The sequence below is a fragment of the Bacteroidota bacterium genome (assembly GCA_041658205.1).
GTDB lineage: Bacteria > Bacteroidota > Ignavibacteria > UBA10030 > UBA8401 > UBA8401.
The window spans coordinates 1-26,130 of the sequence record JBBAAO010000002.1; the positions used below are offsets into that span (position 1 = coordinate 1).

At 41.1% G+C, this 26,130-nt stretch carries 28 protein-coding genes; 22 read left to right on the top strand and 6 right to left on the bottom strand.

Going from position 1 to position 26,130, the window contains the following annotated elements; genetic code table 11:
• The first annotated feature begins 68 nt into the window (after positions 1 to 68).
• The gene (locus WDA22_11820; protein MFA5834151.1) at positions 69 to 1,616 is read left to right on the top strand and encodes a glycerol-3-phosphate dehydrogenase/oxidase; all 1,548 of its coding nucleotides are present in this window, start codon (positions 69 to 71) and stop codon (positions 1,614 to 1,616) included.
• Positions 1,617 to 1,663: 47 nt separating this feature from the next.
• The gene (locus WDA22_11825) at positions 1,664 to 2,368 is read left to right on the top strand and encodes an MIP/aquaporin family protein (protein ID MFA5834152.1); all 705 of its coding nucleotides are present in this window, start codon (positions 1,664 to 1,666) and stop codon (positions 2,366 to 2,368) included.
• 67 nt (positions 2,369 to 2,435) lie between these two features.
• Here the strand turns inward: WDA22_11825 and nfo are convergent, their stop codons facing one another.
• Positions 2,436 to 3,299: a deoxyribonuclease IV gene (nfo, locus tag WDA22_11830; protein ID MFA5834153.1), complete on the bottom strand. Its 864-nt coding sequence runs from the start codon at positions 3,297 to 3,299 to the stop codon at positions 2,436 to 2,438.
• 124 nt (positions 3,300 to 3,423) lie between these two features.
• On the opposite strand from nfo, the gene WDA22_11835 reads away from it, so the two are divergent.
• The gene (locus WDA22_11835) at positions 3,424 to 5,064 is read left to right on the top strand and encodes a membrane dipeptidase (protein ID MFA5834154.1); all 1,641 of its coding nucleotides are present in this window, start codon (positions 3,424 to 3,426) and stop codon (positions 5,062 to 5,064) included.
• 45 nt (positions 5,065 to 5,109) lie between these two features.
• On the opposite strand, the gene WDA22_11840 is transcribed toward WDA22_11835, so the two are convergent.
• Together WDA22_11840 and WDA22_11845 are read right to left on the bottom strand one after the other, a co-directional pair.
• Complete coding sequence (locus tag WDA22_11840) at positions 5,110 to 6,567, bottom strand: SUMF1/EgtB/PvdO family nonheme iron enzyme (protein MFA5834155.1); 1,458 nt, start codon at positions 6,565 to 6,567, stop codon at positions 5,110 to 5,112.
• 387 nt (positions 6,568 to 6,954) lie between these two features.
• Positions 6,955 to 8,088 (bottom strand): FAD-dependent oxidoreductase, encoded by a 1,134-nt coding sequence (locus WDA22_11845; protein ID MFA5834156.1) that lies wholly within the window; start codon positions 8,086 to 8,088, stop codon positions 6,955 to 6,957.
• Positions 8,089 to 8,167: 79 nt separating this feature from the next.
• Between WDA22_11845 and WDA22_11850 the strand changes: the two genes are divergently transcribed.
• The 8 genes from WDA22_11850 to WDA22_11885 all read left to right on the top strand — a co-directional run bounded on the left by WDA22_11850 (position 8,168) and on the right by WDA22_11885 (position 14,611).
• Entirely contained in the window at positions 8,168 to 9,355 is a 1,188-nt protein-coding gene (locus WDA22_11850; GenBank protein MFA5834157.1) for an anhydro-N-acetylmuramic acid kinase, read from the top strand.
• Positions 9,356 to 9,375: 20 nt separating this feature from the next.
• Positions 9,376 to 10,926 (top strand): HAMP domain-containing sensor histidine kinase, encoded by a 1,551-nt coding sequence (locus tag WDA22_11855; protein MFA5834158.1) that lies wholly within the window; start codon positions 9,376 to 9,378, stop codon positions 10,924 to 10,926.
• 111 nt (positions 10,927 to 11,037) lie between these two features.
• On the top strand, positions 11,038 to 11,919 hold the full coding sequence (locus WDA22_11860; protein MFA5834159.1) for a DUF2279 domain-containing protein: 882 nt from the start codon (positions 11,038 to 11,040) through the stop codon (positions 11,917 to 11,919).
• A gap of 1 nt (position 11,920) precedes the next feature.
• On the top strand, positions 11,921 to 12,733 hold the full coding sequence (locus WDA22_11865; GenBank protein MFA5834160.1) for a hypothetical protein: 813 nt from the start codon (positions 11,921 to 11,923) through the stop codon (positions 12,731 to 12,733).
• A 29-nt stretch (positions 12,734 to 12,762) separates the two neighbouring features.
• Positions 12,763 to 13,224, top strand: coding sequence for a GNAT family N-acetyltransferase (locus WDA22_11870; GenBank protein MFA5834161.1), 462 nt, complete (start codon positions 12,763 to 12,765; stop codon positions 13,222 to 13,224).
• Positions 13,225 to 13,258: 34 nt separating this feature from the next.
• Positions 13,259 to 13,678 (top strand): VOC family protein, encoded by a 420-nt coding sequence (locus WDA22_11875; GenBank protein MFA5834162.1) that lies wholly within the window; start codon positions 13,259 to 13,261, stop codon positions 13,676 to 13,678.
• A gap of 2 nt (positions 13,679 to 13,680) precedes the next feature.
• On the top strand, positions 13,681 to 14,151 hold the full coding sequence (locus WDA22_11880) for a GNAT family N-acetyltransferase (GenBank protein MFA5834163.1): 471 nt from the start codon (positions 13,681 to 13,683) through the stop codon (positions 14,149 to 14,151).
• 7 nt (positions 14,152 to 14,158) lie between these two features.
• Positions 14,159 to 14,611 (top strand): GNAT family N-acetyltransferase, encoded by a 453-nt coding sequence (locus WDA22_11885; GenBank protein MFA5834164.1) that lies wholly within the window; start codon positions 14,159 to 14,161, stop codon positions 14,609 to 14,611.
• 18 nt (positions 14,612 to 14,629) lie between these two features.
• Here the strand turns inward: WDA22_11885 and WDA22_11890 are convergent, their stop codons facing one another.
• Positions 14,630 to 16,057: a glycoside hydrolase family 30 beta sandwich domain-containing protein gene (locus WDA22_11890; protein ID MFA5834165.1), complete on the bottom strand. Its 1,428-nt coding sequence runs from the start codon at positions 16,055 to 16,057 to the stop codon at positions 14,630 to 14,632.
• A 137-nt stretch (positions 16,058 to 16,194) separates the two neighbouring features.
• Here WDA22_11890 and dinB point away from each other — a divergent pair, with 137 nt between their 5' ends.
• A complete protein-coding gene (gene dinB, locus WDA22_11895; protein MFA5834166.1) occupies positions 16,195 to 17,352 on the top strand; it encodes a DNA polymerase IV in 1,158 nt (385 codons plus the stop codon).
• 44 nt (positions 17,353 to 17,396) lie between these two features.
• On the opposite strand, the gene WDA22_11900 is transcribed toward dinB, so the two are convergent.
• The gene (locus WDA22_11900) at positions 17,397 to 18,116 is read right to left on the bottom strand and encodes a YebC/PmpR family DNA-binding transcriptional regulator (protein MFA5834167.1); all 720 of its coding nucleotides are present in this window, start codon (positions 18,114 to 18,116) and stop codon (positions 17,397 to 17,399) included.
• A 136-nt stretch (positions 18,117 to 18,252) separates the two neighbouring features.
• On the opposite strand from WDA22_11900, the gene WDA22_11905 reads away from it, so the two are divergent.
• From WDA22_11905 to WDA22_11950, 10 genes are all read left to right on the top strand, one after another.
• A complete protein-coding gene (locus WDA22_11905; protein ID MFA5834168.1) occupies positions 18,253 to 18,612 on the top strand; it encodes a DHCW motif cupin fold protein in 360 nt (119 codons plus the stop codon).
• A complete protein-coding gene (locus WDA22_11910; protein MFA5834169.1) occupies positions 18,609 to 19,304 on the top strand; it encodes an aspartate/glutamate racemase family protein in 696 nt (231 codons plus the stop codon). The genes WDA22_11905 and WDA22_11910 overlap by 4 nt, the downstream gene beginning before the upstream one ends.
• 9 nt (positions 19,305 to 19,313) lie before the next feature.
• The gene (locus WDA22_11915) at positions 19,314 to 19,829 is read left to right on the top strand and encodes a hypothetical protein (GenBank protein ID MFA5834170.1); all 516 of its coding nucleotides are present in this window, start codon (positions 19,314 to 19,316) and stop codon (positions 19,827 to 19,829) included.
• 44 nt (positions 19,830 to 19,873) lie between these two features.
• On the top strand, positions 19,874 to 20,425 hold the full coding sequence (locus WDA22_11920) for an outer membrane beta-barrel protein (protein ID MFA5834171.1): 552 nt from the start codon (positions 19,874 to 19,876) through the stop codon (positions 20,423 to 20,425).
• Positions 20,426 to 20,429: 4 nt separating this feature from the next.
• Complete coding sequence (locus tag WDA22_11925) at positions 20,430 to 22,568, top strand: glycoside hydrolase family 97 protein (protein ID MFA5834172.1); 2,139 nt, start codon at positions 20,430 to 20,432, stop codon at positions 22,566 to 22,568.
• A 30-nt stretch (positions 22,569 to 22,598) separates the two neighbouring features.
• Positions 22,599 to 23,081, top strand: coding sequence for a peptidylprolyl isomerase (locus tag WDA22_11930; GenBank protein ID MFA5834173.1), 483 nt, complete (start codon positions 22,599 to 22,601; stop codon positions 23,079 to 23,081).
• 98 nt (positions 23,082 to 23,179) lie between these two features.
• On the top strand, positions 23,180 to 23,560 hold the full coding sequence (locus tag WDA22_11935) for a hypothetical protein (protein ID MFA5834174.1): 381 nt from the start codon (positions 23,180 to 23,182) through the stop codon (positions 23,558 to 23,560).
• A gap of 42 nt (positions 23,561 to 23,602) precedes the next feature.
• Complete coding sequence (locus tag WDA22_11940; GenBank protein MFA5834175.1) at positions 23,603 to 23,995, top strand: DUF1801 domain-containing protein; 393 nt, start codon at positions 23,603 to 23,605, stop codon at positions 23,993 to 23,995.
• A gap of 30 nt (positions 23,996 to 24,025) precedes the next feature.
• The gene (locus WDA22_11945) at positions 24,026 to 24,391 is read left to right on the top strand and encodes a DUF2200 domain-containing protein (protein ID MFA5834176.1); all 366 of its coding nucleotides are present in this window, start codon (positions 24,026 to 24,028) and stop codon (positions 24,389 to 24,391) included.
• Positions 24,392 to 24,555: 164 nt separating this feature from the next.
• A complete protein-coding gene (locus WDA22_11950; protein MFA5834177.1) occupies positions 24,556 to 25,140 on the top strand; it encodes a DUF2238 domain-containing protein in 585 nt (194 codons plus the stop codon).
• 23 nt (positions 25,141 to 25,163) lie between these two features.
• On the opposite strand, the gene WDA22_11955 is transcribed toward WDA22_11950, so the two are convergent.
• On the bottom strand, positions 25,164 to 26,075 hold the full coding sequence (locus tag WDA22_11955) for an MlaD family protein (protein ID MFA5834178.1): 912 nt from the start codon (positions 26,073 to 26,075) through the stop codon (positions 25,164 to 25,166).
• Positions 26,076 to 26,130: the final 55 nt, after the last annotated feature.

Consider the following 26,130-nt stretch of genomic DNA (forward strand, 5'->3'; position numbering starts at 1 on the left):
GGCAATTGCCTGGGCATCCTGACTTTATTAAAAGTACCGTGAATAAAAATCCTTTTAATCGTCAATACATGATCTCCCGGATTCAATCCGAGAAAGAGTGGGATCTCTGTATCATCGGCGGAGGGGCGACAGGTTTAGGCATTGCGGTTGATGCAGCATCACGCGGATTGTCGACGCTGCTGGTAGAGAAACATGATTTTGCCAAAGGAACATCATCGCGCAGCACTAAACTGGTGCATGGCGGCGTCCGGTATCTTCGTCAAGGAAATATTCCATTAGTAAAAGAAGCGTTAAAAGAACGTGGTTTGCTGCTGCAGAATGCTCCTCACCTGGTCAAAAAACAATCGTTCGTTATTCCGAATTATACCTGGTGGGAAACTCCATTTTACGGTGTGGGACTGAAAGCATATGACTGGCTTGCGGGAGATTTGGGATTCGGAAACACGCAAATGTTGTCGATTGAAGAAACGCTCCAATGTGCACCAACATTACAAACAGATGGATTGCAAGGGGGCGTTCTTTATTATGATGGACAATTCGACGATGCACGGTTGGCAATTCATCTTGCAATGACTGCCGCAGAACATGGCGCTGTTCTTGTCAACTATATGAGCGTTGAACAGCTATTGAAAGTGAACGGGAAAATCTGCGGCGTAGCAATTACTGACTACATTGAACAGAGATCTTATGAAGTAAAGGCAAAAATGGTGATTAATGCGACGGGTGTATTTGCCGATTCCATTTTAAAAATGGACAATGTCAATGCTCAATCTATTGTTACACTCAGTCAGGGAATTCACGTCGTTGTTGATCGAGAATTCCTCCCTTCCGCCACCGCTATCATGATTCCGCACACCGATGATAACCGTGTCCTCTTTGCTGTTCCATGGCATAATAAAACAATTATTGGTACAACCGACACCCTTATTGAAACTGTTTCTGCGGAACCTGTAGCATTGAACGACGAAGTTGATTTCGTCATGCACCACATCGGAAAATATTTGACAAAAAAACCGCTGCAGCATGATATCCGCAGTATTTTTGCTGGTTTACGTCCTCTTGTCAAAGAGGAGGCAGAATCAACAGCAGCGTTATCACGGGAACATCATATTTCTATTTCGGATTCCAATCTCGTGAGCGTGGTCGGTGGAAAGTGGACAACGTATAGAAAAATGTCCGAAGATGTTCTGCATATTACTTTAAATCATTTCGGTGCTGAGGAAAAACCGTGCACCACACATCACTTAAAAATTCATGGCTGGAAGATTGAAGTTGATTTTAACACGCCGCTCTATTATTATGGCTACGATGAAAAATTGATTCACACATTAATAACGGTTGATCCGACTCTGAGAAAAATAATTCATCCTTCGTTACCATTTGTAAAGGCAGAGTTTATCTGGGCGGTACGAAACGAGATGTGCATGACGGTGGAAGATGCGTTGAGCCGAAGGACACGGGCGTTGCTGCTTGATGCAAAAGCGGCAATTGAATCCGCTCCGGTTGTAGCAGCGCTGCTGGCTGATGAAATGCAGAAGGATGAACAATGGATCCAGCGACAAGTTGAAGAATTTACGAGTGTCGCAAAACAGTATCTTCCCAAACAATCATTTTGAAACATGATCGACTAATTTCCTATTCTACTCACCAACTCATACATATTATGACACCCTTTCTTGGAGAATTTATCGGCACGGCGCTTCTTATTATTTTAGGAGACGGCGTTGTAGCAAATGTTGTACTGAACAAAACTAAAGGAAACGGCGGCGGATGGATCGTCATCACCTTTGGATGGGCAATGGGAGTGTTTGTCGGTGTATATTCCGTTGCCGCGGTTAGCGGTGCACATATTAATCCTGCCGTCACTATTGCGCTCGCATTCGCTCAAAAAGTATCTTGGAATATAGTTCCGATGTATATACTAGCGCAAATGCTGGGCGCAATGTTTGGCGCATTTTTGGTTTGGCTTTCTTACAAGCAGCATTTTGATGCAACAGAAAATAAAGACCTACAATTGGCAGTCTTTTGTACTGGTCCAGCAATTCGAAATCCGTTTTATAATTTTTTAACAGAAGTTATCGGAACGTTTGTGCTGGTATCTGGTGTGCTGCATATTGTTGCTCCGCAAAGCAGTTTGGGTGCGTTGGATGCTCTCCCTGTAGCGTTATTAGTGCTTGGCATCGGATTATCACTTGGCGGTCCAACTGGATATGCTATTAATCCGGCAAGAGATTTAGGTCCGCGCATTATGCATTTTATATTGCCGATTGCCAACAAACGGGACAGCGATTGGGGATATGCGTGGATACCGGTGATCGCTCCGATTATTGGTGCGTTACTTGCTGTAGTAGTATTTCAAATGATGTAAGTTTTTCACTTTTTATTCACTCGTTCCTAAACTCAATTTGGGAACGAGAGTGTAATGTTCTCTGTCATCAATCTTTCAACAAACTCTTCAACAGAGTCATATTCTCCACATCTTCATGCAGATCGTTGCTCTTTGGTGTCTCCAAAATCTTTGGAATGTGGGCAAACCGATCATCATTCATCAATAATCGAAATCCTGTCAGTCCGATGGCGCCTTTGCCAATGTGCTCGTGGCGATCAACGTGTGAGCCGAGTCCTTTCTTTGAATCATTGATGTGAAATGCAACAAGCCGATCCAACCCCACAATCTCGTCAAACAGAATGAATGTTTCTTCATATCCTTTTTCAGTTGAGATGTCGTATCCAGCTGCAAAGATGTGACAGGTGTCGATGCAAATAGCCATTCGTTCGGGATGAGCAACCCCGTCAATGATTGCGCGAAGATGCTCGAACTTATAACCGACATTAGTCCCCTGCCCCGCAGTTGCTTCCAAAACACTTTTTACTTTAAAACCTTTCGTTGCATCGTGAGCAATATTCAAACTTTCGCAGATCCCTTTTATCCCCTCTTCATCTCCGAGTCCAAGGTGAGAACCGGGATGAAAATTCAATAATTGTATTCCTAACTGTTCGCATCGCTCCAGTTCATCGATGAATGCTTCGCGAGATTTTTTTAGAATGTCTGGATTGGTTGCACACAGATTAATCAGATAGGAATCGTGTGAGACCACTGGTGCAATACCGGCCGCAGAAATTTTCTTTTTATACTGCGTAATATCTTCTTCCGTGAACGGTTTTCCATTCCACTGATTATTGTTTTTTGTAAACACCTGCAATGCGGTGCAGCCAATCGAAATTGCACGGTCAACAGACGTATGTACGCCTCCGGCGATTGACATATGGGCTCCTAAGAGCAGAGATTGTTGTTTCATTGTATTATCCATTTTTACGTATGATATATTGAGTGTACAAAAATTCCCTTACTTTTGATATTGCTACTCCAGCACTATTTCGATACCATTGTCCCAAAGGACTGTTCTTCTGTAGCAAAAACATATGCGTACACCATGCTTTTCACTTCAAATAATGTTTTTTTGTTTCACCTGCACTGTTGTTTCTGCCCAAACAGTCACAATTGGAGGAATAGTCGTTGATTCATACTCAAAATCCCCGGTGGATTCTGCCCGGCTCGAAATTTCTCTAACCTCCGATCCAGTAAAAAAATACACAGTATATTCAACCGTAACGGGAAAATGGTCATATACGTTTCAAACCAATGGCATCGATCATTCAACTTCTGTTCCTCTCTCCTTTCAAGTGCCTCAAAATTTTCCAAATCCGTTCAATCCATCTACGACCATTTCATTTTCAATTCCAGGAAACGGATCGGTATCTCTATCGGTTCACAACATCCTCGGTCAATTGATTGATGCAAAAACATTCACACTTATAGCCGGTGAATATAGTATTCGATGGAGCGGGAAAGGTGCGGCGGGAACATTGTTTTACACAATACAATATAACGGACGATCAATCACAAAGAAAATGCTTCAATTGGATGGAGGAAGCGGTAACGGTCTCGGAGATGTTTATTTAGTGGGTGGGTATGCAGCTTCATTGCAAAAGAAACAAGCAAGTGACTACAAAATCAAAATCTACAAATTAGGGTATGAACAAGATTCCATTACCGTTCCTGAAGTAAGTAGTACAGGAATAGATTTCTCGATCATCACTGTTCATCGACGCGCATTTGTTTTCGATCTTCATAATGACGTAGCAGAATTGATGGTTAATGGATATCAGATTGGTACCCGACATACATCCAATCAAAGCGATATTCCAAGATTTTTTGACGGCGGAATCGATGCACAAATGATTGTGCTTTGGCCGGATCCAAGCGATTATCCAACAACAGCCTATTTGCGGACAAAAGAGATGTATGATACCTGTATGGCACAATTCGGTAGAAATGCATCAAAGATCGCAAGAGCATCTTCTGTCTCCGAAATTCAGTCTGTAAATACTGCTGGGAAAATTGCCGCTGTTCTTTGTGTTGAAGGAGGAATTGCGATCGAGGAAGATTTGAATAAATTAATTGCGCTGTACAATCTTGGTGCTCGATATCTAACAATTACATGGAACAACAGCACATCGTGGGCTACTTCGGCGGCAGATGCCCAATCGGCAACAAAAGGATTATCAGACTTCGGTAAACAAGTGATTCGTACGATGGATTCGCTCGGTATGATCATTGATGTTTCACACACCGGAATAAAAACAATTGAAGATATTCTTGTGGTAACAAAAAATCCGATTATTGCCAGTCATTCGGGGGCTCGTGCATTGCGAAATCATACTCGCAATTTAACGGATACTCAGATTAAAGCTATTGCCAACGGTGGAGGCGTGGTCGGTGTGGTATTTTATACATCGTTCATCTCATCATCACCCGCGGCAAGCGTAACAATTGATACCGTCATTAAACATATCGACTATATCAAGAATCTTGTCGGGATCGACCATGTGGCGATCGGTTCGGATTATGATGGAGGGATTACAGCCCCCGTCGGCTTGGAAAATGTATCCAAACTGCAGAATCTGACGATGGCGCTTCTGCGAAAAGGATACTCATCCATGGACGTGCGAAAAATTTTGGGAGAAAACTATTTGCGGGTATTCAAAGCGGTGTGTAAATAACCTAACAAAAATTTATTTATATCATTATCCATTCGCGTAAGATCTCTATTTTGTCCTACAAACACGAAAACCCAAATCACCATCGCGAATTCCGGGATTAACTGTATTCCGATTAGCTATATGACTATGAGCATAATCATGATGAGTAGCACCACTGCGAATTATTCGAACGGTTCCAGAAGTTGGTCCAGTCGGATTTATTTGCGCAGCAATATTATATAAACCACTCCAGTCCCAACATAATTCCAATACATTTCCACTCATATCATATAAACCTAATTCATTTGGAGCTTTTGTTCTTACGATATGCGTATTCCCGCCAGCATTTGCACTATACCAGGCAACACTGTCGACAGCATTGCTTCCGCTATACATGAATGAGGGATTGTGTCGTTTAGCGCCTCCTTGTGCAGCATATTCCCATTCCGCTTCAGTTGGTAAACGGTAACCATTTGCATTTAAATTTATCATTGAAGCTGTTATATTTATTTGTCCTGTTTTAAAAATATTTATTGATGTAAAATTGGAGTTGACGTAGTATACAGGAGTCAATCCTTCTTTTTGGGAACGAGCATTGCACCACTTTATAGCATCATACCAACTTACCATTGTCACAGGGTGCAGTGCGTTGCCATTTGAATATCCTTTTTGTCCTATTGGTAGATCAGTGTACCCATTATTTTTTCCCCATTGATATACTGTGTCCCATGTTCCCCATGTCACCTCTGAAGAATTAATATAAAAATCCGAGAGTGTGACAGAATGCGAAGGGCTTGCTCCGTTAATCCAGGTAATTTCGCTTCCCATAGTAAATTTGCCACCTACAACAAGCACCATTTCTGAATTTCCAATTGTTATATTATTTTTAGAAATGTTCGAATAAACGGATTTTTTGGTCGCCGTTATAGCTCTTAATCGAAACGAATACGTTGTTGTTGAATCATATATTCCAGAAATTGTCGCGGTTGTTTCATTTGCGGCTATATTTTTTACAAAAACAAAATTGTCACCATTCGCAGACTGTTCTACCTCAAAGCCTGTTTCGACTGAAGAGTTATCTTTCCAACTTAAATTTATTTGAAATTTTGTGATAGAGGTAATCTGAAGTTCTGACGGTGATTGGAATTTTTTAACATTTATTGTTAATATTTCACTCGTTGCTACATTGCCGTCTGCATCATATGCTTTCGCGTATACTAAATGTTTACCGGAGTCTTGTTCTTGGGGGGTGAGCAAAATATATTTATATGGTTTGATTAGTAATGGTTTCAAACTATCTGTTTTATTATCAATATATATCTCTACTTTAATTATTCCTTTATCATCAAAGGCGTCAATTTCGATCGTTACACTATCTAAAACAATAGCATTATTTGAGGGGGAAACGATCTTAATTGTGGGTGTAAAAGGCGTCTGCAAGTTATCTATTTCATTTGCAATATTTTTACAGCTTAACGCGCTAAAAGAGGAAAATATGATTACTAATAAAAATAAATTTTTCATTTATTAAAATAAATTTAGTTTGAGAATATGAAACAGATTTATTTCTGTATCAACTGTAATTATATCGGAAAAATAAATAACAAGCAATAATCGTTGCTCAATTAGTAAGTTTAATAATTAAATCATGTTATGCAGAATAAGAAAAACGATCATGGTGATCTAGACGCAGTCTAAGTTAGTTTAGTCATCCTTCGACGCATCCTTCAAACTACGAAGGATTTGCCCAGGATGACCGTTGTTTCTGCGCTGCGTCAAACCACTTTTACCTCTCTGCATAACATCGTAATTAAGATGTTTTGCTCTGTTATTTTTTAATGGTTTGAAATAACCACGACAGTTAATCCATAAATATTTTGGGGCGTTACCGTTCTAAACAATGTTCTTGTCTCAAAACGACAAAACTATCTTTTCCGCTAGCTCATCTCCCAACAAACTACTTAATGCAACACCCATTCCATTGCACCCAAGAGCTGCATAAACATTCGGCTGTGGAGATTCAATCATGGGAAATTTTGTTGGACCGAAGCCCATAATCCCCTGCCAGGTATAATCAATTTCATGAGAAGTATTTGGAAGAATAATTTCCGACAATTTATGTTTAAGATCATCAATGATTTTTTTATTGGGAGAAAAATCGGTCGTTGCTTCCGCTTCTTTGTCGAGGTTCCTCCCGCCACCGAAAAGCACTCTATTGTTGTAATTACGAAAATAATAAAACCCCTCGTCGTAATGGAATGTTCCTTTCAATTTTAGATTCGGAATCGGTTTGGTAATCAACACCTGTCCCCTTCCTGGAATAACATTCATGCTGGGAAATAACTTTGGTAGAAAAGCATTGGTGCACACTGCCGCGGTTCGTGCTGTGAACCGGATATTATCTTTTTCTTGTTTCACTTCTATATCAACAGAAGCTTCATGTGAATGCAACGCCGTTACTTCAGTGCCAGTCAACATTTCCACTCCGAGCGATGATGATTTTCGTATGAGTGATTTCATCATCTTCCCTGTATCAATTTGTCCTTCAAACGGATTGAAAATGATATCTTTAATCATCTCCTTGTTAAATCCAAATTCCGTAATCTTTGACGGAACGCTGTGATACACTTCCATTTGAAAAAGCGGAAATAACAATTGATTGATTATATCGATGTACTGATATACTTCAAGTTCATTTTCTGTCAATAATTCAAATCCGCCATAATGCTGGAAGTCCATCGCTTCTTCTCCCAATCGTTGGTCCAGCAACGCAAGCCCCCGCCACCGCTTTTCCACTAATTGCAGCATCAGCGATTGTCCGAATGATTTCATATCGGAAACAAGTTCTGTAAGGCTCCCAAAACACGCAAAGCCGGCATTTTTAGTACTGGCACCGGAAGGAAGTATTCCCTTCTCTAATACAAGTACTGTTCTTTCAGGTTGCTGTTCTTTTATTGAACAAGCCGTTGAAAGTCCAAGAATTCCTCCGCCGACAATCACGATATCCGAGCGAAGAAACGACTGTTTTTCCCAGATGGAGATCATGTTTTGACCTTTTACGATTATTGTAAGAAGAATATAATCAGTTTTTATTATATCTTCCGTTACAATATTTCGTTTAGCTATGACCCGAATAGAACAGATTGCAAGAAAAAAAGAGCGATTCATCGTTGGATTGATGTCTGGTACTTCTATAGATTCCATTGATGCAGTAGTAGCAAAAGTGCGTGGTAGTGGTATATCAACATCGTTTAAACAAATTGCTTTTCATTCACACCGTTATCCCAAAGGATATAAAGAATACGTGCTGCAAAATTCTCATCCTGGTGGTGGCAACGTAGATGCAATCTCATCATTGAACATTCTCATTTCCCATTTTTCTGCTGATGCGGTCTTTGCTGTAATAAAAAAAGCCGGCCTTTCGCCTGCACAAATTGACCTCATCGGCTCTCACGGTCAAACCATTCATCATCTTCCTAAATCGCAGAATATCTTTGGAAAAAAAATCCATTCGACGTTGCAGATAGGTGACCCTTCCACAATTGCGAAATTGACGGGTATCATAACCGTGGGAAATTTCCGAACGGGAGATATGGCTGTGGGGGGACAGGGAGCACCGCTGGTGCCATTTTTTGATTTTGTCGCTTTCCGCTCATCGAAATATAACAGAGCGTTACTCAACATAGGCGGAATCGCGAATATTACATTGATAAAAAAGAACTGCGCAATCCACGATATTATCGCATTGGATACGGGGCCGGGAAATATGATTATCGATGTATTAATGTATCATTTTTTCGGCCGGCAGTTCGACCGAAACGGTTTGGTAGCTTCACGAGGAAATATTCTTCCGTCATTGTTAAAGCAGTTGATCCAACATCCTTATTTTGATCTTCCCTTGCCTAAATCGACTGGCCGGGAGGATTTCGGTGATACTTTTGTGAAGAAAATTCTCCATATTTCTCGTGGAGAGACAAAGGAAAATATCATTGCAACCGTTACAGAATTTACTGCTTTAACAATCTTTGATCAATATAATCGTTTTCTGCGGAAACGTTTAAAGAGAGACACACTGCATGAACTTATTATCAGTGGCGGCGGTTCTCATAATAGCATGATTGTTGAATCGCTGAAAAAGCTTTTTTTTCCTGCTACAATTGTGACAAGTAATGATTGCGGTGTTGATTCAGAATCAAAAGAAGCTCTTTGTTTCGCGTTACTGGCAAATGAAACTGTGTGCGGAAATGCAGCAAATATTCCTTCAGTCACAGGCGCATCAAAACGCACAATTCTTGGAACAATTAGTTTGTAAATATTCTTTAAGGGGAACGTATGTTAAAAAATTTTTCACTTCCGGTAAAAGTGTCCATCATTTTTTTCCCGCTTTTCTTTGTGGCGGTGGCGGTGATCGCTTATTTCAACTATAGCACTACACAAGAACAAATGATGTCTCAGGTGCAGAATGCTGCTACTGCGCAGGCAAACACGATTAAAGAAGCATTGGTAAACATGATGGTGACCAATGAAAGTGTTGATGACACTTATCTTCGCAAGGTCAGCTCATCCGGCGATATTAAAGATATTCACATTCTGTTCCGCCTTGACAGCCTCCATTTCGATGAAAGTTATTTGGAAGATGATGAACGAAGAACGCGATTGATCCGCCGCGAAGTGGATGTATGGGATCTGAACAAAAATTTCGGCAGCGAGGTCTTCCTTACAAAAGAACCTAAATGGTATTTGACTTGTAATAAGCACCTTCATGAAACAAAACAAATTTCAAATCTTTCCAGCGATAAACCGAAATTCCTGCAATCCTGTGAAGAAATGCAGGCATTAATACCGTTTGTGGCAGAAAAAAAATGTGTGCGCTGCCATAATGTAGAACTCGGAAGCGTACTCGGTGCAGCGGTGATGTCCGTACCCCTTGCAAAAACAGCGGAACATTTGGAGGCAAATGCATTACAATCATTTTATGTGTTTGCCGGATTTTTCATTCTTTCTTTGGTACTGAATGGTTTTGTTTTCAGAAAATTCATCAATAGTCCACTGAAAAAACTGATTGGCATTACCGAATCAATCGGAAAAGGAAATAAACTCGACCATAAATTGAAGGATGATTTCGATAATGACGAGATCGGCAAACTTGCTGTCGCATTTGAACAAATGCAGGAAAATTTGCAGCGCGTACAAAGCGAATTGTTAAAAAGCGAGCGGATGTCTGCTGTGGGTCAAATGGCGAGTTCTATTGTGCACGATTTTCGAACGCCGATGACTTCCGTTTCGTTGATCGCAGATTACCTGCAAAAAAATCAGGCCATGGAGCCGGAAAAACGGACGAAAAAATTCGAACAACTTCACGGTGCTATCCGTAGAATGGATGATATGATGCAGGAGTTACTCGATTTTTCCAAGGGGGGGTTTCAGCTGGGTTATATTGAATGCTCTGCCGAAGAGATCGCCGATTCACTCCAGCAGGATTATGAAGCACGTTTCAAAGAATCCAATATCCGTTTTGCTGTCAGTTGTCATTCTGTGAGTAAATTGACCGTTGATAAAGATCGTATCCGCCGTGCGTTGAACAATATTATCAATAACGCCGAAGATGCAATGCCGAACGGTGGAATGATTAGCGTACTCATGGAAGAGAAAGATAATTTTCTAAAAATTACTGTTGAGGACAACGGTAATGGAATTCCAGTTGAGATTCGTGAATCACTCTTCGAACCATTTATCACTGTTGGAAAAAAGAATGGCACCGGACTCGGTCTGGCAATAGTCAAAAAAGTGGTCGATCATCATCACGGAACTATATCATTCACATCGGACATTGGTAAAGGAACCGAATTCATCATCGAAATTCCTCGATCACCCGCGGCATAAATTGAAGATGTTTTGTTCATAACAAAACCCATTGCTTTGCTTTGGGTTTTGTGTTTAAGGAAGTTTCTTCCGTTTGATGTCTCACCATTCTTTCGTACATTTTTCAATTCTATGAAAACATTCATTCTTTTTGCAGTAACAATTATAACTTTTGCACAACATTCAGTTGCACAACAAATGGAACGCGATTCGATGTTCCTTTATCTCCACCGCAAAGATGTGGCAACATATGGTACAATTGCCTGGTCGCTTGCTGCGGTTTCACTAGAATTTCAATGGTGGTGGAAAGACGACTATTATTACAAACAACATGAGTTTCGGATATGGGGCGATGGATATTTCTACAACCATAGTTATGGTGTGGACAAACTAGGTCACATGTATGCTTCGTACCTTATTTTTCATCTCACATATGATGTCATGAAATGGGCCGATTTTGACGAAGAGTCCGCTTTGTGGAGTGCAATAGCCGTTCCTGCAACTCACGCCATTGCGATTGAGCTCGGCGATGGATTCTCAAAATGGGCATTTAATTTTTCCGACCTCCTTTTTAATTCTTCGGGAATGGCTTACGCTGCGCTCCAGGTAAAATATCCATTCCTTAATAACTTTAACTATAAGTGGAGTTACTATCCATCTGCCAGCGGTGGAAAAAAAGATCCGGACTGGGGTCCGGCGAGCGATTATAGCGGTCACATCTATTGGCTGTCGGTTGATGTCCATAATATTCTTCCGGAACCGACTCAAAAATATTGGCCGAAATATTTGAACGTAGCGTTCGGCCTTGGTGCAAAAAATGTTTCCTATCAAGATGTAGGATTAAAAAAACATAAGTTCGCAATTGCGCTTGATTGGAACACCAATGCAATTCTCCCCGACGGTGATACCTGGGGCATATTTAAAAATCTGATCAATAAGATCCATCTTCCTGCTCCGGGAGTGAAGTTCTATCAACGCGAAAAACCGATCGCAAAAGCATTGTTACTGAACTGATATGAAAATATTTCTATCCATTTTATTACTTGTTTGTTCTTCATTGCTCACCGCTCAAGACAGTAGTGTTATCGGTTTTATTCCCAAAAAACAATTTATCCCCTCGTTTACTGCCAGCGGAACTGAACACAGACTCTCGTATGCAAAACACCTCTCCAGCGGAGCATTTTTTGCAGGACTTGGAGGATCGTTTCCGGCAGCAATCGTGCGATATCGTGGAATTGAATGTCTCATCACTGTTTCGGGAACGGTTTATACAACATTGGCAAATGCGGGAATAAAATATCAAGTGACTAATGCCGATTATTATGCCGATGTCACATTCGATATTCCTGTCGCTCATGAAACTGTGCTTCGTCTTGGTTCGGGACACACCAGCCATCATCTTGTTGATGATGCTGTTATAACTCTTGGCAATTCGAATGTATTAAATTATGCGCGGGATTATTACCAATTCTTCCTCGTGCAAAACATCCCACTTCTACGGGGCTTTGTGTATGGCGGCACATACTACAATCATTCGTTTCTCGTAAACGTAAGACGCGATGGACAATTTTTATTTCAACTTGGTGCTGATGGCGGAAATATTCATCTTTTTCACACGTTTGAACTTTACACCGCGTTTGACATTAAAATCCGAAGTGAAGTAAACTATGGTTCAACTCAAAGCTATCAGCTGGGTGTTCGAACAAGAAATGAATTGTTTCGAGCAGCACGTATAGCATATACTTATCGAACTGGAATGGAAGAGCGGGGACAGTTTTATAATCAACGTACCATCACTCACAGCATCGGTTTATATTTTGATTTCTGATTGAATCAGAAAATATCTAACAGAATTATATGATTACTATACGAACCGCACAACGTTCGGATGCTGAAACGATTGCTCAATATAATGTAGCGTTGGCTAAAGAGACGGAACATTTTGATCTCGATCTTAAACGGACAATTCGTGGCGTGAATGGAATGTTTGACGATTCATCACGAGGATTTTATCTGGTAGCGGAATCTGATGGAAAGATTGTTGGTCAATTAATGATCACGTATGAATGGAGCGATTGGCGCAACGGTGTCTTCTGGTGGATACAGAGCGTGTATGTGCATAAGGATTTCCGTTCGCAAAAAGTGTTTCGTTCGTTATATGATCGTATTATTGCGTTGGCGAAAGATAATGGATCCGTCTGCGGCATACGCTTGTATGTGGAGAAACAAAATACTCAAGCATTGGCGGTGTACGATAAACTTGGAATGAAGACAACGGATTACAATCTGCTGGAAGTCGATTTTGTTTTGCGCCGGTAAGGTTGTTTCTCATTTAGACATTTATCATTACTTTATGGACCAACGTCTCACGTTCATCACGCTCGGCGTAACCGATCTTTCGGTTTCTAGAAAATTCTATGAAGAGATCTTCGGCTGGAAACCGGATCCAAGCAGCAGCGGAGATGTCGTCTTTTTTAAATTGAACGGCATTATGTTGTCGCTGTTTCCCCGCGAGGAGCTTGCAAATGATGCTGAAGTATCATCCAAAGGAAGCGGGTTTAGACCTTTCTCTCTTGCGTACAATGTCCGTTCGGAGCAAGAGGTGGATGATATAGTGTCCGACCTGAAATTAAAAGGTGTTATTGTTTTGAAAACGCCTCAAAAAGCATTTTGGGGAGGATATACAAGCTACGTCGCCGATCCCGATGGGAATCTGTGGGAGATTGCCTATAATCCTTTTATTAGACTTGATGATTCTGGAAATGTGATGTAAGTATGAATGCCCGCATTATTCCTTTTACCAATGAACGGAGCGCAATGTTCAAAAGTCTGAATGAAGAGTGGCTCCAACACTATTTTACTCTTGAACCGGTTGATCAGGTCCTCCTTTCCTATCCAAGAAAAGAAATTATTGACAAAGGCGGCCATATTTTCTTTGCCGAATACCAGGGTGAAATCGTCGGCACGGTTGCGTTAAACTTCCATGAAGAGGGAGTATTTGAGCTCGGCAAAATGGCGGTAACCAAAAAGGTTCAAGGAATTGGTATCGGCTCGATACTGATGGAACATTGCATCAATAATGCAAAATCACTTGGCGCAAGAAAACTTATTCTCTACTCAAATACAGCATTGGCATCAGCAATTCATCTCTATAAAAAATTTGGCTTTGTCGAAGTTCCGTTTACCGAGAGCAACTACAAACGGACGAACATTAAGATGGAAATTCAATTTCACAAGCCTTCTTGATTGCGCAATGAATATAACATGTCAAAAACTGAACGAGCAGGATCTAGACCGTTTAACGGCATTGATACGAGTGTATGAAAATGTTTTTGAAATGCACAATTTTTCAATGCCTCATACAGACCATTTGCAAACGTTGCTTACGAATGGAAAAATAATTTTTTACACTGCTCTATTAAATAATGTCGTTGTCGGCGGTTTGACTGCACACATTCTTTCCTCAACATATTATCCATCGAGTGAAGTATATATTTATGATCTTGCTGTAAGAACTGAGTATCAAAGAAAGGGGATTGGAAAACAATTAATCGCTTCGCTCAAAGAATATTGTACGGGGCTGGGAATAAAAGAAATTTTTGTGCAGGCAGATGTCGTAGACCAACATGCGTTAGATTTTTACAAAGCAACCGGTGGAGTTGCGGAAAACGTTATACACTTTTCGTACAGTCTGCCAAAAATTTAGCGATTACCATCTTACCGCTCACCACATATATGTCCCAACTGATCCGGCTTTTAAGATCGACACAATTTCTTTTCCCCCATCATCTTTAATCTTAAACACCTGCGTTTGAGCACTGTTGTTCAAAACAACCAACACTTTTTTTCCATCAGTGCGGAGGAATGCAACATTCATGAGTGTTCCGGGAATTGTTGATTCAATACGCACTGAACCTGGCCGAACAAACTTTGCTGCGTGGGCAAGAATATAGTATGCGGGATTGCGGATGACAGCATCGCCGCTGATGGTTATGGCACCGAGACATTGCGTACATCCCCCCGGTGTGTGCGGATTTTGATTAGGATCGGCGGCAAGATTCCATTCCACCACCGTACGGCACCAATTGCGTGTTCCTCCAATAATCAATGTGCCGACATGCCATTTCAAATCGACCGGGAAATTTCCTGGAGCACCAATCCATTGTTCGGTAAAATAAAGATTTTTGTCGGGGTGAGCGTTGTGTACTGCCATCAAATCAGTAATGTTTCCTCCATATAAATGAAATGCTGATCCGTCAACATACTTTCGTGCCATTGTATCATTCAACACGGTGATGGGATAATCCGTGCGGTCCGCATTATGGTCGTAGACAATTATTTTAGTATCAATATTATTTTCAATGAATGCCGGACCAAGGTGGTTCCTGATGAATAAAGCTTGATCACCAGCCTGCATCACCATGCTTGGATTATTTCCACCATACAGCGGTTCGTTCTGAATGGTGATGGCATCAATACGTATTCCTTCTTGTTTCATCTGTTGAATGTATTTCACGAAATATTTTGCATAGGGGGTATAATACTGCGGTTTTAAGCTTCCGCCGATAGAATTGTTGTTCGTTTTCATCCACACTGGCGCAGACCAAGGTGAGCCGAGAATTTTGATATCAGGATTAATTGCCAATATCTCTTTCAGTACGGGAATCAAATGTAACCTGTCGGGAGCAAGATCAAAATTCGCCATTGCCGTATCAGTTTGTCCCGCTGCTAGATCGTTATACGAAAAGACTCGATCGTCAAGATCTGAGGCACCAATGCTTATGCGTAAATAACTCATCCCAATATTATTATCATTTGTTGCAAACAATTCTTTGAGGATCCCGGCGCGCGCTGTGGTGCTCATTGCGTGAAGCAATGTTGCGCTTCCGCCTGTCAGCGCACATCCAAATCCATCAATTGATTGATATGACTGTGTGCTGGTAATTTGAATCACCGGTGTCGATTCGTTTGCGGAGATGGATTGATTTGCCGTTTGTTTTTGAAATAGCATGGATTTATCAGCGTTTGTGAGCCAAAATTCATAACCCTGTTGCGGTTCATTTGCGGGAGCGCTGTCGGAATTTGTATCACATGAAAATAATATCGTTGCAAAGAAGAAGATTGGGAAAAGGTGTTTTTTGAATGATTTCATAAAAATGCATCTTTCGCACATCGGTTGTGGTAGGGTTGAATAAAATAATATATTCATATATTCATAGAAGAGCTACACTTTGTCTTTTCGATTATTGCTCGTTTTTATTTTCTTTCATTCTTACATATCTTATCGAGATGTCAGGACAAAAAAAATATATCGCCCATCTTGATCTTGATTGTTTTTTTGTCTCCGTAGAACGAATTAAAGATCCTTCTCTTCTGGGAAAACCGGTCGCGGTTGGCGGTACCGGCCGGCGCGGTGTTGTTTCCTCTGCATCATACGAAGCGCGAAAATTTGGAGTCCGTTCTGCAATGCCGACCGGACAAGCGCTTGATCTCTGCCCGAATCTTATTGTTGTCCGAGGAAGTCATGGTGAATATGGAAAAATCTCCAAACGCTTGTACCATTTTATGTGTGATTACGCACCGATCGTTCAACAGGCTTCCATTGACGAAATGTATATGGATTTTACCGGTTGCGAAAAATTATACAATAACGATCTTCCCGGATTGATGCGCACACTGCAAGCGTTGGTGAAAAGAGATTTTTCCCTTCCATGCACTATCGCACTTTCATCCAATAAGTTGGTTTCAAAAATTGCAACAGGATGTGTGAAACCTGAGGGATGTGTTACAATTGAGCATGGATTTGAAAAGGAATTTCTTGCACCTCTCAATATCAATGTTATTCCCGGTGTTGGGACAAAGACGGAGCTTGAATTGCGAAAATACGATATCAATTTCATTCGCGATATTCAAAAGATGCCTAAACAGGTTCTTGAATCAATCCTTGGGGATCATGGCGGATATTTTTATCGAGCAGCAATGGGTTTGGGAAGCGATAAGTTGGAAGTAGAATGGAAACGGAAAAGCATCAGTAACGAAAACACGTTTGGAAAAGATATATCCGATAAATATGAATTATTGAAGCATCTATATGATTTGACCGAAAGCGTCTGTTATAATACTCGGCGGTACGGTTGGAAGGGAAAGACTGTTAAGTTGAAACTTCGGTACTCCGATTTTTCAACTATTACACGAAATATTACGCTAAAAGAATCGACAAATGACGATAAGGTGGTGTTTGATGCGGTAAAAAATATTTTTTTGAAAGCGTATATTCGAAAAATGTCAATACGTTTACTGGGAGTAGGATTAACTCAATTTTCAGAAGCAAATGAAGAACCGATGTCCCTCTTTCCGTCTGACGAAAAACGAACTCATGTACTGAGTGCGGTGGATAAATTGCGGAAAAAATTCGGTGATGACGCTATCCATACAGGAAGCGTCTGATGTATCACGCGCTTTCTGTATAATTTTTGACATCTGAAAACTGATTACTGATTACTGACCATATTGTGATACACGTTCTGCACATCGTCATCCTCTTCCATAGCATCGATCAGCTCAGTCACTTCTTTTGCCTGTTCCGGAGTTAACTCTTTTGTGGTTGTAGGAATATACTGTAATTCGGTGCTCGCCGGTTCAATCCCTTTTTCTTCCAGGGCTTTTTGCATTGAGCCGAATCCTTGAAACGATGTATATACGTATAGAAATTTTTCGTCGCCGTTCAGATCGTCCAATCCATGATCGATCATTTCTAATTCAAATTCATCAACATCTGTAATCTTTTCAATTGGAATTTTGAACAGTCCTTTACGTTCAAACATGAAGGCGATCGAGCCGGGGTTTCCCATTGACCCGCCGTAATTTTTAAAATGATGACGAACATTGGAGACTGTCCGCGTTTGATTGTCCGTAGCACACTCTACCACCACCGCAATTCCGTGGGGAGCATATCCTTCATAAATAATCTCAAAATATCCCGAGGTATCTTTATTAGATGCACGTTTGATCGCAGCATCAATCCGATCTTTCGGCATATTCACGCTTTTCGCGTTCTGAATGGCAATACGCAGGTGTGAGTTTGCTTTCGGATCGACGCCGCCGGCTTTCACCGCGATTTCAATATCTTTTCCAATGCGGTTAAATGCTTTGGACATTTTTTTGAACCGCGCGAACATAACATGTTTACGTTTTTCGAATATTCTTCCCATAACGCTGTCGATTAAATGGTGTTGGCAATGATTGAATTGTCTCAAAATACAAAAATTGAGCGTGAAGTGGAAACGAAATTGCTTAAGTATGATTGAATTGGTACTTTACTGCAGATAACTATTTCATCGGAATTTTATGAATACACAAAACATTCCATTTCAAACGATTGACTGGTCCTCAATCTCCAAAGTCGAATATAAAGGGGAAACCGGATCAGCGTTCTGGCAAACACTCCTGTTTTCCGGACTCAGAATTCGCATTGTTGAATATTCTTCCGGTTATCTTGCAGATCATTGGTGCACCAAAGGACACATTGTCCATTGTTTGGAGGGTGATTTCATCAGCGAATTAAATAATGGAACATCCTTTGAATTGAAACAGGGAATGACCTATGTCGTTTCAGATGAAATGAGTTCTCATCGTTCCGTTTCTCGAAACGGAGTAAAATTATTAATTGTTGATGGAGATTTTTTAAAAAAGAAAACTGACGTATGAAAACAATCGGTCTTATCGGCGGCACAACGTGGATTTCCACTATCGATTATTATCGAGCAATCAATGAAATGACGAACAAACATCTTGGCGGTTCACATTCTTCTCGATGTCTTCTTTATTCTTTCGATTTCCAGGATATTTCCGAAATCATTAACCGTAACGATTGGGAGGCTGTTGAACAGAAGTTTCTTACGGCGGCTACAACATTACAGACTTCTGGTGCAGATTGTATCATTTTCTGTGCGAATACGGCACACGTTGCCGCAGATTTTGTCCGAAAAGGAATTTCGATTCCTTTGATCCATATTGGTGAGGTTACCCTTGAAGCCGTTCAAAAACGGGGAATCACAAAAAAAGTCGGATTGCTCGGTACAAGGTTCACAATGGAAAAAGACTATATCAAAAAAATATTTACGGCAAAGAATATTGAAGTGCTTGTTCCTGATCCCGAAGACCGGGAGTTTATCCACCGCACAATTTTTGATGAGCTCGGAAAAAATATTTTCTTGGATGCGACGAAAAAACGATATCAATCGATTATTGAACAACTTGCTTCGCGGGGAGCCGAAGGAATTATTCTCGGATGCACAGAGATCCCTCTTTTGATAAAACAACACGATGTTGCGCTCCCCGTCTTCGACACAACACTGATCCATTCCGCTGCTGCGGTTGAATTTGCACTTGCGGGTTAATCTTTCACTATGAGCCTTGAATCTGAAATTCTGAAAGAAAATTCCAAACACCAAGCAGTGAAGGTTGCCCGGTGGATCGGGAATGATGCACAACGATTCGCCGAACTGATGCGTTTACTCCTCGCCGGAGAAGATCGAATCGCATTGCGGTGCGCATGGATCATGTCCCACTGCGCAGACCAATATCCCGAGATAATCGTTCCGTGGATCTCGAAACTCGTACGGCGTGCGGGGGAAAAGGGTGCGCACCAAGCAGTGCAACGTAATGTGGTCCGCGTGCTTCAATTTATCGATATACCTCGCAAACATCAGGGAAAGGTCGCAATCCTTTGTTTTGATTTTTTACAAAATCTCAAAATTCCGATTGCTGTTAAAGCATTCTCTATGACTGTGCTTGTCAACATCGCAAAAAATGAACCAGATCTGAAGCATGAGATTGCGCTCGTTGTGGAACAAATGCTTCCGTACGGATCAGCAGGAATTCAATCACGTGCAAAAAAGGTGTTGAAACAGCTTGCGAAATAATGTTGTTTCTCTCCTTGCTCCTTTCTACATTGAAGAAAATTTTTATGCCTTGTAAATATTCTTTTTCTTTTTTTATCGTGTTGTTCTGTTCCGTTTCGACTCTCTCTGCTCAAGATTTTTATCCTGAGAAAGAAGGTACTGCAAAAAACCGTCTGTTTGGCTTGGGCGGACAAGCAATTTATCCTGCGGCCGGATTGAGCGGAAAATTCAATATTGGAAACCATGCTTCGATCCAGGGAATTGTTGGACTGTTTGCTTTGGCAAATATAGAGTTGAAGTCAATCATGCTTCGCGGTCTCTTTCGCTTTAATGAAGCCAATGGTGTTGAACCATATCTTTTCGGAATGGTTGGATCGTGGACAATGGAACAGACCTCCATATTTTCATCAATTCAAACATCGTTGCAGCCGTCGACAATAAAAGAAACGTTTCCCGGTTATGGAGTTGGGTGTGGAATAGAGTATGCATCAAAGGAAATCCCCAGCACCGCTTTAAATGTTGAGATTGGCTATGGCAGTCTGCAAAATAAAAAAACAACCTTTCAATTCTCCACCATCACCTATGGTGTTGGTATTCATTATTACATTATGAGATAATACTATGTTCAGATACGCACTGTTTCTGTTCCTCGCCTCTTTTACGATCAATGCACAAACAATACAATCGCCAAACAAATCATTAGCGCTGACATTTTCCTTATCCGCTGACAGTATTCCGTATTATCAGTTATCCTTCGGGAAAAAAGCAGTTATTCTGCCAAGTAAACTTGGGTTGGAAGTTAAAAATATGCCATCGTTTCTTTCGGGATTTTCGGTGGCAACGATCGAATCGTCAATGGTTGATGACTCGTGGAACCCAGTTCTTGGTGAAGTAAAAACAATACGGAATAACTATCGCGAGTTGAAAGTAACACTTCAGCAGCCTGCAGAAAAAAATCGCCTGATGATTTTGATCTTCCGGTTGTTTAACGAAGGGGTGGGTTTCCGATATGAATTTCCCCAACAGGACAATCTAAATTATTTCACTGTAAGGGATGAACGGACAGAATTTGCACTTGCGGGAGATCATAAAGCCTTTTGGATTCCCGGAGATTTTGATACTAATGAATATACATATCAGGAAACAAAACTGAGCGAGGTTGAGGCAAGCAAAGATAGACATCCCGGCGAAATATTTACCAGTTCACTTTCTAGCAAGGCAATGGTGCAAACGCCGGTACAGATGAAATCTTCCGACGGTCTGTACATCAATATTTCTGAGGCAGCCCTTGTGAATTACCCCGCAATGTGTGTAGATATTAATCAAAAGAACTTTGTACTGACATCGAAGATCGCCCCTGACGCAGTCGGTAATAAAGCATATTTACAAGCACCGACAAAAACTCCGTGGCGGACGATTATTGTCAGCGATAAGGCTGTCGATATCCTTTCATCAAAAATGATTTTGAATCTTAACGAACCATCAAAGATCTCTGATGTCAGCTGGATCAAACCGGTAAAGTATGTTGGAATCTGGTGGGAAATGCATGTTGGTGTTGCATCATGGAACTATGCCAATGTAAACAATGTGAAGATCGGCGAAACTGATTGGAAATCACTCACGCCGAACGGAAAACATGGAGCAAATACCGCGCGGACCAAAATCTATATCGATTTTGCGGCCAAGCATGGATTTGACGCTGTTCTTGTTGAAGGATGGAATGTTGGCTGGGAAGATTGGTTCGGCAACTGGAAAGAGAACGTATTCGATTTTGTAACACCGTATCCGGATTTTGATGTTGCAGAAGTTCAGCGATACGCAAAAGAAAAAGGGGTAAAACTTATCATGCATCATGAAACGTCTGCATCGGTGACCAATTATGAGCGGCAATTGGACACTGCGTACAGATTTATGAAAGCATATGGTTACGATGCTGTAAAATCAGGATATGTGGGAAAAATTATTCCCCGCGGAGAGGTGCACGACGGACAATGGATGGTAAATCATTATGTACGTGCTGTTTCAAAAGCGGCGGACTATAAAATTATGGTCAATGCGCACGAATCGGTACGACTGACCGGTCTGCAGCGCACTTATCCCAACTGGATCGCCAGCGAAGCGGCGAGAGGAAACGAGTTTAACGCTTGGAGTTCCGGCAATCCTCCTGATCATGAGACGATTCTCCCCTTCACCCGATTTATGGGTGGACCGATGGACTATACACCGGGTATTTTCCAGATCAAAATGAATTTCTATGATCCAAATAAAAAAGAACGGGTGCACACAACATTGGCAAAACAGTTGGCGTTGTACGTAACAATGTATTCGCCGTTACAAATGGCGGCTGATCTTCCGGAAAATTATGAATCGAAACTCGATGCCTTTCAATTTATTAAAGACGTTGCCGTCGATTGGGACGATACCAGGATTCTTGAAGCGGAACCCGGAGATTATGTAACAACGTCACGCAAAGCCAAAGGAAAAGAAAATTGGTTTATCGGCGCAATAACAGACGAGCAAGCAAGGACGGCGACCGCCCCTCTCAGTTTTCTTGATGCAAAACAAAAATATGTTGCAACAGTATATAGCGATGCGTCTAACGCTCATTGGGAAAAAAATCCCATGGCGTACAAAATTGATAGTTACCTTGTGAACACTAAAACCGTTTTGAAATTGACTCTTGTTCCCGGCGGCGGTGCTGCTGTGAGCATTATGCCTGCAACAAAAGAGAATGAAAAGAAATTAAAATTGTACAAATAATAACCAGTTCATTTTTAAAAAAGGAGATACATGAAAATAGCGAAAGACAAAGTTGTTTCAATCGAATACACGCTGCGCGATGATAATGGTAACGTTCTCGATTCGTCTGATGGGCGTGAACCGCTTGCGTATCTCCATGGCAACGGGAATCTTATTCCCGGACTCGAATCTCAACTTGAAGGAAAGATCGCAAATGATATCCTTAAGGTTTCTGTTGCTCCGGCGGACGGATACGGAGAATTCGATCAATCTCAAATCGTCACTGTTCCGCGAAACCAATTCACCGGTATTCATGACCTGGCTATAGGAATGCAATTCACTTCTTCCGGACCGGACGGTGAAAGAGTTGTTACTGTAACCAAAATTGAAAAAGAGAACGTTACCGTTAACGGCAACCACCCTCTTGCAGGACAAACACTGAATTTCGATGTAAAAATTGTTGGCGTACGCGAAGCAACGGCGGAGGAATTAAGCCACGGTCATGTTCATGGTGCCGGCGGACATCATCACTAAATAAAATGAATAACTCATGTTACGCTCTACGAGTCGTAGAACGTAACATCGGTGAATAATTATAATGGTTATCTCGACGACAAAAACGAGGTTACATCATGACAGAAGAACAAAAATCAATGCCCAAGTGGATACTTATCGTATCAGGACTTTTTGCATTCATGGAACTTATGGTAAGTGTATCGTTATGCGTATCACCGCAATCGGTTTTGGAGACGGTTGACCTTACCGCAAAAGGGGTTGACTACCTCGTTTATATGTGGGCGGCCAGACAGTTTGCGCTTGGTGTTATCTTTGCTTTTGCCACGTTGAAAAAATCAATTCCTATGCTGACAATTGCATATATTTTCTTTTTCGTAATGTTTGTTGGCGACTTCATTATTGGAATTTTACAAAAGGAAAATTCTCTTATCATTAGTGCCTTAGTAATGGCTATTATTTCTTTGGCATTGATAGTTGTACTAAATAAGAAAAAATAATATTTGAGTATAACACCGCTATTCATTATCACGCAAACCGAAATGAACGCTGACATTCAATCATATAACGACAAGCAAACAGCCGTCGACAAAGAAATTTGCGACCTTCTTGCAACAACGGTTGACGGCGAACTGACTAAAGCAGAAAGCAAAATTTGGCACGCCCACCCTGTTTGGTTTTTAGACGGTAATCCAATTGTTGGCTACAGTAAACAGAAGGGGGGCTGGCGTTTAATGTTTTGGAGCGGAGCAGGTTTTGAAGAAGAGAACTTGAATGTGGTCGGTAAAAAATTTAAAGACGCTTCCATATTCTACACCACGGTTGAACAAATCAATACAAAAGAGCTTAAACGGTGGCTGAAAAAATCAAAAGAAATTCAGTGGGACTATAAGAGCATAGTGAAAAGGAAGGGCAAATTAAAAAGAGTGAAATAATTTTGAGGGAGTAACGTTACCATACACGGTATGAACAACACAAACAAACATGATGAGCGTATAGCAACAATGACCTTCGCCTCTGTCTATCCTCTGTATCTGGCAAAAATAAGGAAAAAAGGCAGAACGAAAGAAGAATTGCATCGAGTAATAGAATGGTTGACCGGTTTTAATGAAAAAAAGCTACAAAAACTTATTGATGAAAAAGTAACGTTTGAAACATTCTTTCAAAATGCTACGGTAAACCCTAATGCTCACCTCATTACTGGTGTAATCTGTGGTTATAGGGTGGAAGAAATCCAAAATTCGTTAACACAACAGGTGCGATATTTGGACAAGTTGGTTGATGAATTAGCAAAAGGTCGTACGATGGAGAAGATTTTTCGTGTTGCTTAATGTGGCTGACGAATATTCGGAGAGCTTTTCTCTTATGAAATACGTGGTGAACGATAGATAGAAACAATACTACCAACAGCGGTTTGGCAAAATGGCTGTATTGATGGGAGCCAGCAAAAAAAGTGAATACTTCGGCACCGATAGAACATAAGATCCTTTTAGGCATGTTTGGCGCCACACTATTGTGGTCAGTAGTACACCCAAAGGATCTCTTCACTTGGTTTTTAGAGGTTATTCCGGCTCTGATAGGAGTTGTTCTTGTGATAGTGACATACAACCGATTTCGATTAACCACACTAGTCTATACTCTTCTTTGTTTTCATTCCATCATACTAATGATCGGCGGACATTATACGTACGCTGAAATGCCGCTGTTCAACTGGCTGCGCGATGAATTCGGTCTAGCCCGGAATTATTATGACAGGGTCGGCCATTTTGCACAGGGATTTGTCCCGGCAATTGTCGCTCGTGAAATTATAATTAAAACAACGCCGTTGCGATCTGGAAAAATGTTTTTCTTCATTGTTGTTTCTATTTGTCTCGCCATCAGCGCTATGTATGAATTTTTTGAATGGTGGGTTGCGCTCGCCGTGGGAGAAAATGCTGACGCATTTCTGGCAACACAAGGAGATGTGTGGGACACGCAGTGGGATATGTTTTTGGCAATGTGCGGAGCGATTATCTCTCTTGCTCTTCTTCAAAGGATGCACAACGCACAGCTGAAAGAGTTTCTTCTTAACAAAAGCTAGAATCTTAAACGAAATATTCGATTTTAAAATACACTGACATTCACATATCGTTTGGGATTTGTCTTGAAATCCTTTACCAATTCATTGATATTTAAAATCAATGAATCGAGATGTGTGTAGAGACGTTGGTCGTGCAACAATTTTCCCATTGTTCCCTCTCCCCTGTCCAATGATTTGAAGACATTATCAATAGATGTACTCGCATCCCTGAATTTTCCTGATGCTTCTTCCATTGTCTTTGCTGTAACCCGGATGCTTTTTACTCCCTCATCAATATTCCCTTTTTGTGTTATTGCAATGGTGTCAAGTCGTTTTGCAAAGCGGCCCATATCTTCAGAAAATGTCGAGAAATTACCGACGGCATAATCCAAATGACCTCCCTGTTGGCGAATCACTTGTTGAAGTTCGATTGCGGCTCGATTTAATTCTAGTAAAATACTTTGAATGTTCCGCCTTGTTGGATCGTCAAACGTTGTATTGACCCGTTCTAAAATTCCCAATACATTGCTTGAAATCGGTGATAGTGTTGATGTCAATTCTGTCAGATCGGCCTCGTATGCTCCGGTCAATGTATCTCCATCCTTTAAAATCTCAGGAGACATGCCGGGCACTAAAGCAATCTGCTTCCCCCCCATAATACTGGCTGATTTGATAAACGCTTTCGAATCTTTTGAAATGTTTACTTTGTTATCCACGGCAATGCCCACGGCGATAACATTTCCAGCAAGACGCATATCCTGCACTTTTCCGATATTCAAACCGGCAATAGTAATCGGACTTCCTTCTGTCAATCCGTTAACGTTGCTGTAAAAAAGTGTAATGCGATATTCTTTTGACCGGAAGTCCATTCCTTTCAGGAAGATGATTCCTCCGACCAAAATGATAACAGAAAAAAATACTGCTATCCCGATTTTTGCTTCGTTCGATAAGTTCATAATATGCCTTAACGCTGTTCACTATTCGATACATCCGAACAAGAATCGTTTGAAT

Bases quoted from the DNA above. Each gene is read 5' to 3' on its own strand.
- WDA22_11955 (MFA5834178.1), bottom strand. From the start codon at position 26,075: ATGAACTTATCGAACGAAGCAAAAATCGGGATAGCAGTATTTTTTTCT.
- nfo (MFA5834153.1), bottom strand. From the start codon at position 3,299: ATGAAACAACAATCTCTGCTCTTAGGAGCCCATATGTCAATCGCCGGA.
- WDA22_11920 (MFA5834171.1), top strand. From the start codon at position 19,874: ATGCCTTGTAAATATTCTTTTTCTTTTTTTATCGTGTTGTTCTGTTCC.
- WDA22_11825 (MFA5834152.1), top strand. From the start codon at position 1,664: ATGACACCCTTTCTTGGAGAATTTATCGGCACGGCGCTTCTTATTATT.
- WDA22_11930 (MFA5834173.1), top strand. From the start codon at position 22,599: ATGAAAATAGCGAAAGACAAAGTTGTTTCAATCGAATACACGCTGCGC.
- WDA22_11865 (MFA5834160.1), top strand. From the start codon at position 11,921: ATGAAAATATTTCTATCCATTTTATTACTTGTTTGTTCTTCATTGCTC.
- WDA22_11890 (MFA5834165.1), bottom strand. From the start codon at position 16,057: ATGAAATCATTCAAAAAACACCTTTTCCCAATCTTCTTCTTTGCAACG.
- WDA22_11905 (MFA5834168.1), top strand. From the start codon at position 18,253: ATGAATACACAAAACATTCCATTTCAAACGATTGACTGGTCCTCAATC.
- WDA22_11950 (MFA5834177.1), top strand. From the start codon at position 24,556: ATGTTTGGCGCCACACTATTGTGGTCAGTAGTACACCCAAAGGATCTC.
- WDA22_11845 (MFA5834156.1), bottom strand. From the start codon at position 8,088: ATGATCTCCATCTGGGAAAAACAGTCGTTTCTTCGCTCGGATATCGTG.
- WDA22_11850 (MFA5834157.1), top strand. From the start codon at position 8,168: ATGACCCGAATAGAACAGATTGCAAGAAAAAAAGAGCGATTCATCGTT.
- WDA22_11855 (MFA5834158.1), top strand. From the start codon at position 9,376: ATGTTAAAAAATTTTTCACTTCCGGTAAAAGTGTCCATCATTTTTTTC.
- WDA22_11840 (MFA5834155.1), bottom strand. From the start codon at position 6,567: ATGAAAAATTTATTTTTATTAGTAATCATATTTTCCTCTTTTAGCGCG.
- WDA22_11835 (MFA5834154.1), top strand. From the start codon at position 3,424: ATGCGTACACCATGCTTTTCACTTCAAATAATGTTTTTTTGTTTCACC.
- WDA22_11860 (MFA5834159.1), top strand. From the start codon at position 11,038: ATGAAAACATTCATTCTTTTTGCAGTAACAATTATAACTTTTGCACAA.
- WDA22_11885 (MFA5834164.1), top strand. From the start codon at position 14,159: ATGAATATAACATGTCAAAAACTGAACGAGCAGGATCTAGACCGTTTA.
- WDA22_11880 (MFA5834163.1), top strand. From the start codon at position 13,681: ATGAATGCCCGCATTATTCCTTTTACCAATGAACGGAGCGCAATGTTC.
- WDA22_11820 (MFA5834151.1), top strand. From the start codon at position 69: ATGATCTCCCGGATTCAATCCGAGAAAGAGTGGGATCTCTGTATCATC.
- WDA22_11925 (MFA5834172.1), top strand. From the start codon at position 20,430: ATGTTCAGATACGCACTGTTTCTGTTCCTCGCCTCTTTTACGATCAAT.
- WDA22_11915 (MFA5834170.1), top strand. From the start codon at position 19,314: ATGAGCCTTGAATCTGAAATTCTGAAAGAAAATTCCAAACACCAAGCA.
- WDA22_11945 (MFA5834176.1), top strand. From the start codon at position 24,026: ATGAACAACACAAACAAACATGATGAGCGTATAGCAACAATGACCTTC.
- WDA22_11940 (MFA5834175.1), top strand. From the start codon at position 23,603: ATGAACGCTGACATTCAATCATATAACGACAAGCAAACAGCCGTCGAC.
- WDA22_11875 (MFA5834162.1), top strand. From the start codon at position 13,259: ATGGACCAACGTCTCACGTTCATCACGCTCGGCGTAACCGATCTTTCG.
- WDA22_11910 (MFA5834169.1), top strand. From the start codon at position 18,609: ATGAAAACAATCGGTCTTATCGGCGGCACAACGTGGATTTCCACTATC.
- WDA22_11870 (MFA5834161.1), top strand. From the start codon at position 12,763: ATGATTACTATACGAACCGCACAACGTTCGGATGCTGAAACGATTGCT.
- dinB (MFA5834166.1), top strand. From the start codon at position 16,195: ATGTCAGGACAAAAAAAATATATCGCCCATCTTGATCTTGATTGTTTT.
- WDA22_11935 (MFA5834174.1), top strand. From the start codon at position 23,180: ATGACAGAAGAACAAAAATCAATGCCCAAGTGGATACTTATCGTATCA.
- WDA22_11900 (MFA5834167.1), bottom strand. From the start codon at position 18,116: ATGGGAAGAATATTCGAAAAACGTAAACATGTTATGTTCGCGCGGTTC.